At 70.5% G+C, this 15,655-nt stretch carries 10 protein-coding genes and 1 pseudogene; 7 read left to right on the forward strand and 4 right to left on the reverse strand.

The features are described 5' to 3' along the window. A pseudogene (locus tag IE212_RS33685) lies at window positions 1-244 on the reverse strand (aa3-type cytochrome oxidase subunit I); the annotation flags it as partial. Further along, on the reverse strand, window positions 241-1,206 hold the full coding sequence (gene ctaC, locus IE212_RS33690) for an aa3-type cytochrome oxidase subunit II (RefSeq protein WP_190201800.1): 966 nt from the start codon (window positions 1,204-1,206) through the stop codon (window positions 241-243). The gene ctaC and the pseudogene IE212_RS33685, both read right to left, overlap by 4 nt. A 287-nt stretch (window positions 1,207-1,493) precedes the next feature. Here ctaC and IE212_RS33695 point away from each other — a divergent pair, with 287 nt between their 5' ends. Further along, a complete protein-coding gene (locus IE212_RS33695) occupies window positions 1,494-2,870 on the forward strand; it encodes a cysteine desulfurase/sulfurtransferase TusA family protein (RefSeq protein ID WP_190201801.1) in 1,377 nt (458 codons plus the stop codon). A gap of 57 nt (window positions 2,871-2,927) precedes the next feature. Here the strand turns inward: IE212_RS33695 and IE212_RS33700 are convergent, their stop codons facing one another. Next, on the reverse strand, window positions 2,928-3,902 hold the full coding sequence (locus IE212_RS33700) for a carbohydrate kinase family protein (protein WP_190201802.1): 975 nt from the start codon (window positions 3,900-3,902) through the stop codon (window positions 2,928-2,930). Between the two features lie 132 nt (window positions 3,903-4,034). On the opposite strand from IE212_RS33700, the gene IE212_RS33705 reads away from it, so the two are divergent. Then, the gene (locus IE212_RS33705) at window positions 4,035-4,244 is read left to right on the forward strand and encodes a hypothetical protein (protein ID WP_190201803.1); all 210 of its coding nucleotides are present in this window, start codon (window positions 4,035-4,037) and stop codon (window positions 4,242-4,244) included. A 146-nt stretch (window positions 4,245-4,390) separates the two neighbouring features. Continuing rightward, window positions 4,391-6,481, forward strand: coding sequence for a hypothetical protein (locus IE212_RS33710; protein ID WP_229864699.1), 2,091 nt, complete (start codon window positions 4,391-4,393; stop codon window positions 6,479-6,481). Between the two features lie 90 nt (window positions 6,482-6,571). On the opposite strand, the gene IE212_RS33715 is transcribed toward IE212_RS33710, so the two are convergent. Further along, window positions 6,572-6,928 (reverse strand): HesB/IscA family protein, encoded by a 357-nt coding sequence (locus IE212_RS33715; protein ID WP_010037217.1) that lies wholly within the window; start codon window positions 6,926-6,928, stop codon window positions 6,572-6,574. A 281-nt stretch (window positions 6,929-7,209) separates the two neighbouring features. On the opposite strand from IE212_RS33715, the gene nadA reads away from it, so the two are divergent. From nadA to IE212_RS33735, 4 genes are all read left to right on the forward strand, one after another. Further along, complete coding sequence (gene nadA, locus IE212_RS33720) at window positions 7,210-8,394, forward strand: quinolinate synthase (protein ID WP_506005141.1); 1,185 nt, start codon at window positions 7,210-7,212, stop codon at window positions 8,392-8,394. Window positions 8,395-8,576: 182 nt separating this feature from the next. Beyond that, the gene (locus tag IE212_RS33725; protein WP_190201805.1) at window positions 8,577-10,022 is read left to right on the forward strand and encodes an alpha/beta hydrolase; all 1,446 of its coding nucleotides are present in this window, start codon (window positions 8,577-8,579) and stop codon (window positions 10,020-10,022) included. Continuing rightward, window positions 10,015-14,946: a tetratricopeptide repeat protein gene (locus IE212_RS33730; RefSeq protein WP_229864700.1), complete on the forward strand. Its 4,932-nt coding sequence runs from the start codon at window positions 10,015-10,017 to the stop codon at window positions 14,944-14,946. Before IE212_RS33725 ends, IE212_RS33730 begins: the two co-directional genes overlap by 8 nt. Then, window positions 14,943-15,647, forward strand: coding sequence for a CHAT domain-containing protein (locus tag IE212_RS33735; RefSeq protein ID WP_229864701.1), 705 nt, complete (start codon window positions 14,943-14,945; stop codon window positions 15,645-15,647). The genes IE212_RS33730 and IE212_RS33735 overlap by 4 nt, the downstream gene beginning before the upstream one ends. Window positions 15,648-15,655 lie beyond the last annotated feature (8 nt).

The following is a 15,655-nucleotide window of genomic DNA, read 5'->3' on the forward strand; positions in this document are numbered from 1 at the left end:
GCTCGTTCGACATGATCTGCAGACCAGGCCGGGCGAGCTCGGCGCGCATGAACAGCGCCATCACGCCACCGATGACGAAGAACGCGAACGACGTCGCCAGGTAGAGCGTGCCGATCGTCTTGTGGTCGGTGGTCGTCAGCCACTTGACCACGACACTGCCGCGGTTCTGGCGCCGGACCGGCAGCTCGTCCTGGTAGTGGGACCCTGCTGCCGCGGCACCCTTGGGTTCGTTCTGGATGCTCACAGGTTGTTCGTCTCCCGGTTCTTCTCGTGGCTCGTCTGCGCGATGCCGGCAGGAACGTAACCGTTCTGCTGCTTCTCCACGAGGTCCTTGAGGTGCTGCTCGTAGCGCTCCGGGGAGACCACCTTCACGTTGAACAGCATCCGAGAGTGGTCGACGCCGCAGAGCTCGGCGCACTTGCCCAGGAAGGTGCCCTCCTTGTTGGGGGTCACCTCGAAGGCGTTGGTGTGGCCCGGGATGACGTCCTGCTTCATCAGGAACGGCACCACCCAGAAGGAGTGGATGACGTCACGCGAGGTGAGGACGAAGCGGACCGTCTTGCCCTTGGGCAGCCACAGGGTCGGGCCCGGGTTGCCCGTCTGCGGGTTCCGGGTCTTGGGGGTGCCGCAGTCGTAGACACCGCCGGCGCCTGCCGGGAAGTCCTTCTCGAACCGGTCCGGGATCGCTTCCAGCTCCGGGGCCTTCTTGGCGTCACCGGTCGAACCGGCGACCGGCTCGATGTAGTTGAAGCACCAGCTCCACTGGAAGCCCACCACGTTGACCGTGACGTCGGGCTTCTTCTTCAGGCTGAGCAGCTCGGACTCGTCGCGGGCGGTGAAGTAGAACAGCACCGAGACGATGATGAGCGGGACGACCGTGTACAGCGCCTCGATGGGCATGTTGTACCTGGTCTGCGGAGGAACCTCGACCTTGGTGCGGCTGCGCCGGTGGAAGAAAGCACTCCACAGGATCAGACCCCACACCAGCACGCCAACGGCGAGCGCAGCCGCCCAGGACCCCTGCCACAGGGAGAGGATCCGCGGAGCCTCTTCCGTGGTCGGAGTGGGCATACCAAGGCGGGGGAAGTCTTCCCAGTTGTACGAGCAACCGGTGGCTGTCGCCAAGACCAGGCCCGCTGTCAGTGCCTGCAGCAGCTTCCGCCGCATCGGGCGCCGCGGCGAGCGGTCGGAGCCGTTGGGACTCACGTAGCGCCTTCCCGAGAGTCTCGCCCGCGCGGATCGGCTGCGGCCTGGCCTTCTCGCTGGTCGGTCGCCGCCCTGCGTCGGGCAGGGGTTTGGATGTTTATGCGGACCAAACCCTAGCCGACGCCCTCCGGGGGTTATCGAGGAGGGGTGCCTATGAGGTGGGGTGGTTCGCTGGTTTGGCGGCTGCGGGTTGTTTGTGGCTGGTCGCGCCCCGCGGCGGAGCCGCAGATGTCATAGCCCCGCGCCCCTCGGGGGCACTTCGGTGCCGGGCGATTTAGCGTTGCTCTGTGGCTTACTTCGACGCTGCTTCGGCTGCTCCGCTTCATCCTGTTGCCCGGCAGGCCCTGCTGGCCTCGCTCGACGAGGGGTGGGCGGATCCGGCACGGCTGTACAGGGAGGGGCGCCGGGCCCGGGTGTTGCTCGACGCGGCGCGGGAGGCCGCGGCCGAGGCGGTGGGATGCCGGCCCGACGAGCTGGTCTTCACCGCGTCCGGGACCCGTGCCGTGCACGCCGGGATCGCGGGGGCGCTGGCCGGACGGCGGCGGGTCGGACGCCACCTGATCGTGTCAGCTGTCGAACACTCCTCGGTGCTGCACTCGGCCGAGGTGCACGAGGCGGCCGGCGGGGCGGTCACTCAGGTGCCGGTCGACCGGGCCGGGGCGGTGGATCCGGCGGCGTTCGGCGCCGCCCTGCGCGCGGACACCGCACTGGCCTGTCTGCAGTCCGCCAACCACGAGGTGGGGACCGAGCAGCCGGTGACCGAGGTGGCCGAGGCGTGCCGGGTGGCGGGTGTGCCGTTGCTGGTGGACGCGGCGCAGTCGCTGGGCTGGGGACCGGTGGACGGGGGCTGGTCGCTGCTCACGGCGAGCGCGCACAAATGGGGCGGACCATCAGGTGTCGGACTGCTCGTCGTGCGCAAGGGTGTGCGGTTCGCCCCGCAGGGGCCGGTGGACGAGCGGGAGTCGGGGCGGGCGGCCGGTTTCGAGAACATCCCGGCCATCGTCGCGGCGGCGGCCTCGCTGCGGGCGGTGCGGGCCGAGGCGGCCGAGGAGGCCCTGCGGCTGCGGGAGCTGACGGATCGGATCCGGGTGAGGGTGCCGGAGCTGGTGCCCGACATAGAGGTGGTCGGTGATCCGGTGCGCCGCCTGCCCGGTGTCGTCACCTTCTCCTGTCTCTACGTCGACGGGGAGGCCCTGCTGCACGAGCTGGACCGGGAGGGCTTCTCCGTCTCGTCCGGTTCGTCCTGCACGAGCAGCACGCTGACGCCGAGCCATGTGCTGCGGGCGATGGGCGTCCTGAGTGAGGGGAACGTGCGGGTTTCGCTGCCGCCGGGGGTGGCGGAGGAGGATGTGGAGCGCTTTCTGGCGGTCCTCCCCGGGGCTGTCGCGGCGGTGCGGGAGAAGCTGGGGGCTCCGGTTTCGGAGACGGTGGTGCGGGAGGACGTGCTCGTCGTGGACTCCCTGGGCAAGAGGTGCCCGATCCCGGTCATCGAGCTCGCCAAGGTCATCGGTGACGTGCCGGTGGGCGGCCTGGTCCGGGTCCTGTCGGACGACGAGGCGGCCCGCCTGGACATCCCGGCCTGGTGCGAGATGCGGAACCAGGAGTACGTCGGAGAGGAGCCGGCGGACCAAGGAACGGCGTACTTGATCCGCCGGGCGAGCTGAGAAAGCTCAGGTGCGCGGGGAACCGCGCGAATCACCCCCACGCACCCGCAGCCGGACTCAGCCCAGATGCCCCCGAACCTCTTCCGCGGCCTCGTCCCCGTACGCCTTGGTGAACCGCTCCATGAAGTGCGCGCGGCGCAACTGGTACTCCTGCGTGCCCACCGTCTCGATGACGAGGGTCGCCAGCATGCAGCCGACCTGGGCGGCACGCTCCAGGGAGACGCCCCAGGCCAGACCCGAGAGGAACCCGGCACGGAAGGCGTCGCCGACACCCGTCGGGTCGGCCTTGGTCTCCTCGTCCGGGGTGCCGACCTCGATCGGGTCCTCGCCGGCCCGCTCGATACGCACGCCCTGCGCGCCGAGGGTGGTCACCCGGTGGCCGACCTTGGACAGGATCTCCGCGTCGGTCCAGCCGGTCTTGGTCTCGATGAGGCCCTTCTCGTACTCGTTGGAGAACAGGTACGTCGCGCCGTCCAGGAGGATGCGGATCTCCTCGCCGCCCATCCGGGCGATCTGCTGGGAGAAGTCGGCGGCGAACGGGATGGACCGGGAACGGCACTCCTCGGTGTGCCGGAGCATGGCCTCCGGGTCGTCGGCACCGATGGAGACCAGGTCGAGGCCGCCGACACGGTCGGCGACGGTCTTCAGCTCGATGAGGCGGGCCTCGCTCATGGCGCCGGTGTAGAAGGAGCCGATCTGGTTGTGGTCGGCGTCGGTCGTGCACACGAAGCGGGCCGTGTGCAGCGTGTCGGAGATGCGGACCGACTCCGTGTCGACGCCGTGCCGCTCGAGCCAGGCCCGGTACTCGTCGAAGTCCGCGCCCGCGGCGCCGACCAGGATCGGGCGGGTGCCGAGCTGTCCCATGCCGAACGCGATGTTCGCCGCGACGCCGCCACGGCGGACGTCGAGCTTGTCGACCAGGAACGACAGCGAGACCGTGTGCAGCTGGTCCGCTACGAACTGGTCGGCGAAGCGGCCGGGGAAGGTCATGAGGTGGTCGGTGGCGATGGAGCCGGTGACTGCGATGCGCACGGCGTGGACTCTCCTGTGGGAGGCGGACCTTGACGCTTCACGCTATCGGGTGAGCGGGGCGCCTCTGTAGGTATCGAAACTACCCGATAGTAGATCTTTCTCCGTGAGGTCGAACCTGCATACGGTGCCGATATGACGAACCTCAAGGTCCAGGCGCCTGTTCCGGTCGATCTCGAAGGCGATCTGGCGTCGCTGCCGGGTGACGGTGCCCGGATGGCTCCTCACTGGGCCGTTCACGACCGGGTCACCTCCCGGCCGGTCTCCCCGGCTCTGATCCACGGTGTGAACGTCCCCCCGGCGTCGGCGCGGCTGCTCGAAGCGATGTCGGACTACGGAGACTGAGCGGCGCCTTTCGGGGAACCGCGCGCTCCCCCGCTGCGTCCCATCGCTGTCCCCCGTAAAGGGGAGGCGGGATACGACCCACCAGCGGCCCGGTTGTGACCGGGCCGGGTCCCATGGGACAGCTGTGCAGCCGAAGGAGCGATGCGGTGAACACCGAGCGACCCGACAACGAAGACGACGCCAGGGCAGCGGGCGGCGGCGGAACCCCCGGCGCCCCGGAAGCCGGGGCCCCGGCTTCGGCGGAGTCCGATACGTCGACGGGTGCGGCTGATCCCGAGGTTTCCGCGAAGGAAGAGACCGGGGAGCCTGAGGCGGGAGCAGAACCTGAGGCCGGTGCAGAGCCCGAGGCCGGTGCAGAGCCCGAGGCGGGAGCAGAGCCCGAGGCGGGTGCAGAGCCCGAGGCCGCCTCCGAGCCGGAAGGGGCCGCTGAGGCTTCCGAGGCGCGGGAGGAGGAGGCGGGAGACTCCGAGGCCGTCGAGTCCGGGAAAGACGCCGAGTCCGGGAGCGACGCCGAGGTCGGGAAGGACGCCGAGGTCGGGAAGGACGCCGAGGTCGGGAGGGACGCCGAGGTCGGGAGGGACGCCGAGTCCGGGAAGGACGACGCGCCCGCCGGAGCCGAGGAGGCCGACGCGGCCGAGGCGCGGGACGGAACGGGCGCGGAGCGGCCCGGCGCGGAGCCTGGGCGCGAGGTCGCCTCAGGGAGGACCGGCGTCGGGGAGTCCGGCTCCGGCCCTGCTCCGGAAGCGGACCCGGCACCTCACAACGACATCCCCCGGGACGACGAGGACCTGGTCCGTCACGGCGGCGGTCGCTCCCGGACGCCCGCGATCATCGCCTCCGTCGCCGCCGCCGTTCTGCTGATCGGCGGTGGCGGGGCCTGGCTGGCAGCCAACACCTCCGGCGGGTCCGGCGGGGGTGCGACGTCCGGGGCGCCCGGTGGGGACGGCACTCCCCCACCCCTCGCCCTCGACGGGTACTCGGAGTCGACGGGGGGCGAGGACAACGGCATCGCGCCCGGTGAGCCCAACCCGTACGGCGCCACCTACCGGGTCGAGGGCACGCTCCCGGACGGCCCCGGCAAGGCTCCGGTGTACCGGGCGCGGGGTGAGGTCACCAAGGAGGACGTGACCCGGCTGGCGAAGGCCCTCGGGGTCGACGGGGTGCCGGTGACGCAGGGAGAGATCTGGAAGGTCGGGGCCGGCGGCCAGGACGGTTCGGGGCCGAATCTCCAGGTGAACAAGGAGGCCCCGGGGGCCTGGACGTTCAGCCGGTACGCCCCGGGCACCGACAACTGCAAGGGCACCGATCGCTGCAGCGCCCCGCAGACCGGCGGCACGCCGGTGAGCGAGGCGGAGGCCGTGAAGGCCGCGGAGCCCGTGCTGAAGGCATTGGGTCAGGACGACGCGAAGCGCGACGCGAGTCAGGTCATGGGCGCGCAGCGGGTGGTGAACGCCGCTCCGGTGATCGGCGGACTGCCGACGTACGGCTGGGCCACCGGGGTGACGGTCGGCTCCGGCGGCGAGGTCGTCGGCGGCAGCGGACAGCTGAGCACACCGGTGAAGGGGGACACATACCCCGTGGTCAGTGCCGAGAAGGCGCTGAAGCTGATGGAGGCGCGGCCGCAGGGCGACCACCGTACGGGTGTCGGCGGCTGTGCCAGTCCCGTCCCGCTGAAGGACCGGCTGGAGCAGCCCTGCGGCTCGTCGGCGAGCGGTGCTCCCGAGCAGGACGCGGTGACGGTCGAGAAGGCGGTGTTCGGGCTGGCCGCGCACTCCGTGGACGGGCGGCAGGCGCTGGTGCCGTCCTGGCTGTTCGAGGTGACGGCGCCGGGCGCGAAGGACCCGTTCACGGTGACGTACCCGGCGGTCGACCCGAAGTTCCTGGCCTCGCCGGGTCAGGGCGAGCCGGGTGACAGGCCGACGGCCGATCCGCAGCCGCGGAACGTCGAGGTGGACGGTTACCGGGCCGAGGGCGAGGACCTGACCGTGACCTTCACGGGCGGGGTGTGCGCCGACTACGACGTGAAGGCGAGCGAGAGCGGCGACGAGGTGAAGGTCACCGTGACCTCGAAGGCGTGGCCGGACAAGGTCTGCATCCTGATCGCGAAGCGGTTCGAGCAGACGGTGCGGCTCGACGCGCCGCTCGGGAACCGCGAGGTCGTGGACTCGGACGGCGAGGCGGTCCCGCTGGCCAAGGAGGGCGCGCGGCTGCCGGCGCCCCCCACGCGGGAGCGGTAGAACACCCGACCGGACAGCGCGAAGGCGGCGGCCCCGTCGGGGGTCGCCGCCTTCGTCGTGTCCGCTGCCGCCGGTGGCGGCCAGGCGGGCTCAGCTGAAGGAGTCGCCGCAGGCGCAGGAACCGGTCGCGTTCGGGTTGTCGATCGTGAAGCCCTGCTTCTCGATGGTGTCGACGAAGTCGATCGTGGCACCGCCCAGGTACGGGGCGCTCATGCGGTCGGTGACGACCTTCACACCGCCGAAGTCCTTCTCGACGTCGCCGTCGAGGGAACGCTCGTCGAAGAAGAGCTGGTAGCGCAGGCCGGAGCAGCCGCCGGGCTGGACGGCGACGCGCAGCGCGAGGTCGTCGCGGCCTTCCTGGTCGAGCAGCGCCTTGACCTTGGACGCGGCGGCGTCGGTCAGGATGATGCCGTCGGTGACGGTGCTGGTCTCGTCCGATACGGACATCTACATCTCTCCCGGGTTGTACGGAGACTGCTTGCCGACGGTTGCAACCGGCACAGCCGCGGATTCATTCCGGGCCGCGCGCTCGATCTCGGCACCTCTTCATGCTCGCACACGCGCCGGGAACCGGAAAACGGCTCTTTCCGGGTCTTCCCGGGAATGAACGGCGACTCATCGGGATTCACGTCACATGGACGCTATGGCCATCGTCAAAGTGACGTGAAGCGGTTATGATAGATAGCGTCAAATCGACGAAAAGTCGCGGAACAGAAAGGGTGCGTGTAGTGACCACCGCCCAGCCCCAGGAGCTCGACGTACAGCCGACGCCCCTCGCCCTGCTGCTCCTCGGCCGTGAGGCCGACCCGAAGAGCGAGCGCGGTGTGGAGTGTCCCGGCGACCTGCCCTCGCCGTCCGACCCGGACCTGGTCGAGCGTGCCCGCAGGGCGAAGGAGAAGCTCGGGGACAAGGTCTTCGTGCTGGGGCACCACTACCAGCGCGACGAGGTCATCCAGTTCGCCGACGTCACGGGTGACTCGTTCAAGCTGGCCCGGGACGCGGCGGCGCGTCCGGAGGCCGAGTACATCGTGTTCTGCGGTGTGCACTTCATGGCGGAGTCCGCCGACATCCTGACGTCGGACGCCCAGAAGGTCGTCCTGCCCGACCTGGCCGCGGGCTGCTCGATGGCCGACATGGCGACGGCCGAGCAGGTCGCCGAGTGCTGGGACGTGCTGACCGAGGCCGGCATAGCCGAGCAGGTCGTGCCCGTCTCGTACATGAACTCGTCCGCCGACATCAAGGCGTTCACGGGCAAGCACGGCGGCACCATCTGCACCTCCTCCAACGCCAAGCGCGCCCTGGACTGGGCGTTCGAGCAGGGCGAGAAGGTGCTGTTCCTGCCCGACCAGCACCTCGGCCGCAACACCGCCGTGCGGGACATGGGCATGTCCCTCGACGACTGCGTCGTCTACAACCCGCACAAGCCGAACGGCGGCCTGACCGCCGACGAGCTGCGCGCCGCCAAGATGATCCTCTGGCGCGGGCACTGCTCGGTGCACGGCCGCTTCAGCCTGGACTCGGTGAACGACGTACGCGAGCGCATCCCCGGCGTGAACGTCCTGGTGCACCCCGAGTGCAAGCACGAGGTCGTGGCCGCGGCGGACTACGTCGGCTCGACGGAGTACATCATCAAGGCCCTGGAGGCCGCGCCCGCCGGTTCCAAGTGGGCCATCGGCACGGAGCTGAACCTGGTCCGCCGTCTGGCGAACCGTTTCGCGCCGGAGGGCAAGGAGATCGTCTTCCTCGACAAGACGGTGTGCTTCTGCTCGACCATGAACCGCATCGACCTCCCCCACCTGGTCTGGGCCCTGGAGTCGCTGGCCGAGGGCAACCTGGTCAACCGCATCGAGGTCGACAAGGAGACGGAGGCGTTCGCGAAGCTGGCGCTGGAGCGGATGCTGGCGCTGCCGTAGGGCGTAGCCCGCAGAGGGGTATGGAGGGGTGACGTCGACCGTGGCCGGCGTCGCCCCTTCTTCACGCAGGCCGGAGCGCGTTTCGTGTTTCGTACGGACAAGTTGCGTATTCCTCGTGTCCGACCGACTCCCCCGTCATTACGCTGACCCCTCACAGCACGACGCGCACGTACGGGGGCGGCATGGCGACACAGCGCGGCCGGGTGGACGATCTCGTGGTCGTGGTTCCGGGGATCATGGGCAGCCGGCTGACGGACGCGGACGGCAACGAGTTATGGGGGCTCTCGGGAAAGACCCTGCTCCGCGGGATCAGGACCTTCGGGAGGTCCGTGACCGGGCTGGTCCTCCCATCCGACCTGGGAGACGACCACCCCGGTGACGGCGTGCGGCCCGCCGGGCCGATGCCGGATCTGCACGCCCTGCCCGGCGTCGGACCGCTCGTCGACGGCTACAACGGGCTGCTGGACTGGCTGGAGCGGCACTTCACCCTGCGTCGGCGACTGGCGGGCGACGACCCTCGCACACCGGTCAACCTGGTGGACTTCTCATACGACTGGCGGCTCTCCTGCCGGTACAACGCTGAACGGCTCCGCGAACGGGTCGAGGAGGAACTCGGCCGCTGGCGGGCCTCAGCCGCCGGACGGTCGGAAGCCAGGGTGGTGTTCGTGTGCCACTCGATGGGCGGGCTGGTGACCCGGCAGTACGTCGAGCTGGGCGGCGGCGCGGAGGTCACCCGTCGGGTGATCACGCTCGGGACGCCGTACCGGGGCTCACTGGACGCCCTGCTGTACCTGGTGAACGGGCTGCGGCCGGGGTTCGGCCCGCTTCGGCTGAATCTGGCGCGGTTCGCGCGCAGCCTGCCGTCACTGCATCAGCTGGCCCCGGACTACGCGTGTCTGGAAGGTGGCGGCACGGACGCCACGGAACTCCGCTACGCGCGTGAGGTCACCGGGCTGCCAGGGATCGACGAAGCCCTGCTCAAGGACGCTGCGTTGTTCCACTCGGCGTTGCGCGAGTCCCGGACGGGAGCCGCGTACGGGGTGGAGTACCTGCCGGTGAGCGGGGTTCTGCAGCCCACTCCGACCACGGCCCGGCCGGGGGCCGACGGCCGGCTCTCGCCGCTGCTCACCATCGGCGGCGCGGACGAGGGCGGCGACGGGAGGGTGCCCCGTCTGTCCAGCGCCCATGTCACGGGCGTACGGCGCCCCGCGTACACCCCGTGGGAACAGCACGGTTCGCTGCAGAACAACCCAGCCGTCCGCTGGGCGCTGTGGGAGTGGCTCACACCTGAGCTGCCCTTGCACCGCGGTCCGCAAGACGTGGGGGCACCGCCGCTGGGGGTGCGCGCGCCGGAGGTGCTGGCGGCAGGCGAGACGGCGGAGGTCGAGGTGTCGGTCCCCAGGGACGTCCCCGGACACGACGAGCTGGCGCTCGCCCTGAGCGTGGACGACGGCCCCGCGCGCTCGCTGCGCAACCGGGGTGACGGGCGCTACACCGCTCCGCTCACCGGCCTCGCGCCCGGAGCGCACCGGCTGAGGGTCGGCGCACGGCACGCTCCGGAAGCCTCGGTGACGGCGTTGGTGCTGGTGATGGAGCACGAAGGGGAAGAGGGCACCGAGGGTGAATGAGGCTCCGCAGTTCAGGGCCACCGCGCTGTGCGTGGTGTGCGAGTCGTACGACGACTCCAGGACCTTCCCCCAGCTCGTGGGCGCCAAGGCCCAGATGAAGGAGATCGCCGGCCTCCTCGAAGGGCTGGGCTTCGACGTGCGGCTGGTCGGCGGGGGGAACCCGGACCGGGCTGCCTTCGACCGGGAGGTCGAGGAGTGGAGCGAGGGCTGGCGGCGCTCGGGGGGCCGCAAGCCCGCGTTGATCCTCTGGTCGGGTCACGGCGTCCTCGCCGACGACCAACTGCGGCTCGTCCTCAGCGATCTGAAGCCCGGCGACCATGTGGGGACGCGGAAGGTCCGGATCCGCAGGCAGGGCGTGTCCACCGAGGAGCTGATCGGATACGCGGTCTCCTCGGAGGCCGATCAGATTCTGGTGCTCGTCGACACCTGCTACGCGGGAGACGGTGTCGGGGACGGCGTCCGAACCGCCCTGAAGCACTGGTCCGAGATCTCCCTTCCCCCCGGCCGCACCAAGTGGCTGGGCAGCATGGCGAGCTGCCAGCGCAACGAGCCCTCGGACGGCGACGGCCCGCTGCTGCGGGCACTGGCGGCGGTGCTGCGGGAGGGGCCGCGGACGGACGAGTACCTGAGTGCGTGGAGCGCGCACAACGAACTGGTCAGCGGCGTCGAGCTGCTGGCGGCACTGCCGACCAGATGGGACGCGGAGGGCCAGCGGCCCGCGCGCGCCGCCGTGGGCGACGAACGCCCGGCGTTTCCCAACCCCCTCGCCCGGCCGGGTGCCGCGCCGACCCTCGTGGAACATCTGGTCCTCGCCGCGCGCGGCGTGGGGCACCGGGAGGAAGGCTGGTTCTTCAGCGGACGGCGGCAGGTGCTCGGGAAGATCATCGGGTGGATGGAGGCCGCGACTCCCGGTCTCTTCCTGGTCACCGGGCCCGCCGGGTGCGGCAAGTCGGCGGTGCTCGGGCGTATCGCGACGCTCGCGGACCCCGAGCAGCGCCGGGAGGCCGAGGAGCAGGGAGCCCTCAGGGAGGGTGACCCGGACCCGGGTGTACGGGACGCCCGGACCTTCGCCGCCGTGCATCTGCGGGGCCTGGACGCGACCCAGGCCGCCGCGGAACTCGCCGCCCGGCTCGGCTTGCGCGAGCCGAGGAACGCGGACGCCCTGCGAGCCGAGCTGCGCGAGCTTCCGACGCCGCCCGTCCTGGTCCTCGACGGTCTCGACGAGGTGCCGGCCGAGCACACCCAGGGCGTGATCGAGGAGCTGGTCTTTCCGCTGAGCCGGATGCTCCCGGTGCTGGTCGGCTCCCGGGAACGGCCCTTCCGGGGCAGGCTGAAGGAGGGCGAGACGCTGCCGGATGCCCTGGTCCGCCACATCGGCGACAGCGTCACGACGGTTGACTTGGAGGACGAGCCGGACACTTGGCGGGACATCGCCGAGTACGTACGGCGGCGCTGCGAGGCCGCCGGGGTCGACGGGGCCGGGGTCGCCGAGGCCCTGGCGGACCGCGCGACGGCACGGGACGGGGGGTTCCTCTTCGCCCGGCTGGTCACCGGTTTCCTCGTCGCACGGCTTCGGGAGCTGGGGGGTCTGCGAGGCACTGAGGACCTGCTCGCCGGGCTGCCCGACTCCGTGGAGGCCGCGTTCGAGGAGGACCTGCGCTCGGGCCCACGGCGGGTGCGCGACGACGGCACCGAACTCCCCTCGGCGGCCCGGGACCTCCTCACGGCGCTCGCGTGGGCCGCCGGCCGGGGCATGCCGGCGGGTGGAGTCTGGGAGGCCGTGGCCTCGGCGCTCGGCGAGGAGGGTGCCGTCTACGACGAGGGTGACGTGGACTGGGTCCTGTCCGCCTACGGCCGTTACATCGTCGAGGACGGTGCGGGCACACAGGCCGTGTACCGGCTGTACCACCGGGAGTTCGTCTCATACCTGAGGAGACGCGAGGGGCCCGAGGGGGCGGCCGCTGAGGTGACTGTGCTGCGGGCGGTGGTTGACCTCCTCAAAGGGCAGGCCGAACCCGGCGGCGGCTGGGAGCGGGTCGATCCATACGTACGGGCCTGGCTGGCCCGCCACGCGGCGTGGGCCAGCGTTCCTGGGCCGGGCATCGACCTGCTGCGGGACCTCGTGGTGTGGGACCGGGAGAACGCCCTGCCGTTTCTGGCGGAGGCATTGGTCGAGGTCTCCGTCGCCTTGGCGGGGAACGCGCATCACACGGCTGCCGTGGAATTCGCTCGCGAGGCGACCGACTTCTACAGGGAGCTGGCTGACAAAGACACGGGTTACCTCCCCGACCTCGCCGGATCACTCAACAACCTCGCCATCCGCCTGGCCGAGACCGGAGACCGCCAAGGCGCCCTCGAACCCGCCCACGAAGCCGTACGCCACTACACCCAACTCGCCCACACCAACCCCTCCGCCTACCTCCCCAACCTCGCCATGGCACTCAACAACCTCGCCAACCACCTGGCCGAGACCGGAGACCGCCAAGGCGCCCTCGAACCCGCCCACGAAGCCGTACGCCACTACACCCAACTCGCCCACACCAACCCCTCCGCCTACCTCCCCAACCTCGCCGCATCACTCAACAACCTCGCCGTCAGCCTGGCCGAGACCGGAGACCGCCAAGGCGCCCTCGAACCCGCCCACGAAGCCGTACGCCACTACACCCAACTCGCCCACACCAACCCCTCCGCCTACCTCCCCAACCTCGCCGGATCACTCAACAACCTCGCCATCCGCCTGGCCGAGACCGGAGACCGCCAAAGCGCCCTCGAACCCGCCCACGAAGCCCTACGCATCCGACGCCAACTCGCCCACACCAACCCCGCCGCATACCTCCCCGACCTCGCCACATCACTCAACAACCTCGCCAACCATCTCGCCGAGACCGGAGACCGCCAAGGCGCCCTCGAACCCGCCCACGAAGCCCTACGCATCCGACGCCAACTCGCCCACACCAACCCCGCCGCCTACCTCCCCGACCTCGCCGCATCACTCAACAACCTCGCCAACCACCTGGCCGAGACCGGAGACCGCCAAGGCGCCCTCGAACCCGCCCACGAAGCCGTACGCATCCGACGCCAACTCGCCCACACCAACCCCGCCGCATACCTCCCCAACCTCGCCACATCACTCAACAACCTCGCCAACCGCCTGGCCGAGACCGGAGACCGCCAAAGCGCCCTCGAACCCGCCCACGAAGCCGTACGCCACTACACGCAACTCGCCCACACCAACCCCGCCGCCTACCTCCCCGACCTCGCCATGGCACTCAACAACCTCGCCATCCGCCTGGCCGAGACCGGAGACCGCCAAGGCGCCCTCGAACCCGCCCACGAAGCCGTACGCATCCGACGCCAACTCGCCCACGCCAACCCCGCCGCCTACCTCCCCAACCTCGCCGCATCACTCAACAACCTCGCCGTCCGCCTGGCCGAGACCAGAGACCGCCAAGGCGCCCTCGAACCCGCCCACGAAGCCGTACGCCACTACACCCAACTCGCCCACACCAACCCCGCCGCCTACCTCCCCGATCTCGCCATGGCACTCAACAACCTCGCCGTCAGCCTGGCCGAGACCGGAGACCGCCAAGGCGCCCTCGAACCCGCCCACGAAGCCGTACGCCACTACACCCAACTCGCCCACACCAACCCCGCCGCCTACCTCCCCAACCTCGCCGCATCACTCAACAACCTCGCCATCCGCCTGGCCGAGACCGGAGACCGCCAAAGCGCCCTCGAACCCGCCCACAAAGCCGTACGCCACTACACCCAACTCGCCCACACCAACCCCGCCGCCTACCTCCCCAACCTCGCCATGGCACTCAACAACCTCGCCAACCGCCTGACCGAGACCGGAGACGAACCATCCGCCATCCAGGCCTACACGGATACGGCCGCCGGGCTCGCTCAGACCCATCCGGCTGCGGCACGCGCGCTCGAGTACGAGCGTGCGGCCTTCCAGCTCGGACGTCCCGAGCCCATGCGCACGTCCGGTCTGCTGGGACTCCTCCGCATCGTCAACGACGCGTCGGCCGACCAACCGGGTGAGATCGTCCTGCGCGCCCGGCGAAAGCTCCGGGCCCACGCCCACACATCCCGTGACAGTCGCGAGTTTCTGGAGCAGCTCTGGTGGCAGGAGGCAGACGCCCCCGCCCCGGACTGGCTGTCGCTCTCGGAGGACGTTCTGAAACTAGTCGTCGAGTGGGTGAACGCGCCCAGCTGGACGGCCAGCAGGACCTTCTGGGCACGCCACGCCGACGCCCTCGGCGCCGACGAAGCCGCGACAGCACTGGCGGAGTTCGCGCTCGTCTGGCCGGTCGCCGAGCAGCACCAGCGCATCAGGGAACTGGTCCTCTCCGAAGGCGTGGACGCCGTCTTTCCGGCTCTGATCCTCCGTGACACGCTCTCCGGCTGGCTGGCGTGCGAGAGCTGGGACGACTCGAAGCGCTTCTTCCAGGAGCACAGCGAACTCCTCCTCGAGGAGTCCGCCGAGAACACCCTCACCGGAACCGACGACGTCACCCCCGGCATCGCGGTTCACGCGGCCCTCCTGCGCATCGCCCGCACCGAGGACATCGACACCGCGTTCCAGTGCGTCCAGCACCGAGACGCCCTCCAGCGGCATGTTCTCAGCGCTCTGGACAACGGTGACGCCCGGGCACTCGCGTACGCCGCCGCCGTCGAAGGCTTGGTCTTCGACGACGAGCTCTCCTCCGCCACCCATCACCAGGCCGCCCTACTCCTCGCCGGCGACCCCGAGTCCCTGGACTTGGACGCCCTCGCCGAGGCGGCGTCCGGAGCCGACCCGGAAACCCGCAACCGGCTCACCTCCGAGCTGGCGACCCTCGCCACCCGTTCCCCCGACCCGCAGCACAGCCCCCACTGGTTTCGCCTGGTCCAAGCGCTCACTCAGGCCTGTCCATGACACCGGTGTACGTGGTCTGCCTGGTCCTGGCCGCCGCTCCCGCCCTCTCGAACACACCCAACGTGCTGGAAGAGCACCGCGATGTCCAGCAGAGCATCACGTACTCCCGCTACGGCCACACCGTCCGGCTGGACACCCTCCCAGCCGCCCGCTGGGACGACCTCGCCCAGTACCTGGCCGACACCACACCCGATGTGCTCCACTTCGCGGGGCGGGGCACACCCGACGGCGGCCCCCGGTTCGTCACCGACGACGGCGGCGAGGCCCCGGTGGCCCTCGACGGCCTGCGCCGCTGCATCACCGCTGCCACCGTGAGCGGCCTTCACCTGCTCGTCCTGAACGCCTGCTGGACCGACCACTTGGCCAAGGAGTTCAGCGGCACGGTCCCCGCCGCCATCGGCTGGCAGGCCGAGGCCGCCGACGTTCACGCACGCGGCTACGCGCGGGTCTTCCACCGCAATCTCGCCGCGGGCGAGTCCGTGGCCAAGGCCCACGCGACCGCTCGCATGATGCTGGACCTCGCTGGTTGCGCGAGCCTGCCAACGCTGCACACCGGTGCTGGGCGCATCCCCGAGGCACACTTCCTCATCGGTCCGGAGGCACGCTCCGCACCCCAGCGGGCGCCGCTCAGCCTCCGCTACCAGCAGTCCGGTACCCACCTGCGCAAATCCCGCTTCCGCCCGCCACCCCCGCAGTTCTGACCACCCGC

Origin of the sequence: Streptomyces djakartensis, from assembly GCF_014651075.1 — a bacterium.
Taxonomy (GTDB): Bacteria; Actinomycetota; Actinomycetes; order Streptomycetales; family Streptomycetaceae; genus Streptomyces; species Streptomyces djakartensis.

Excerpts from the sequence above, each read along its gene's own strand:
- IE212_RS33705 (WP_190201803.1), top strand. The coding sequence starts at position 4,035 with ATGACGAACCTCAAGGTCCAGGCGCCTGTTCCGGTCGATCTCGAAGGC.
- IE212_RS33715 (WP_010037217.1), bottom strand. The coding sequence starts at position 6,928 with ATGTCCGTATCGGACGAGACCAGCACCGTCACCGACGGCATCATCCTG.
- IE212_RS33725 (WP_190201805.1), top strand. The coding sequence starts at position 8,577 with ATGGCGACACAGCGCGGCCGGGTGGACGATCTCGTGGTCGTGGTTCCG.
- IE212_RS33735 (WP_229864701.1), top strand. The coding sequence starts at position 14,943 with ATGACACCGGTGTACGTGGTCTGCCTGGTCCTGGCCGCCGCTCCCGCC.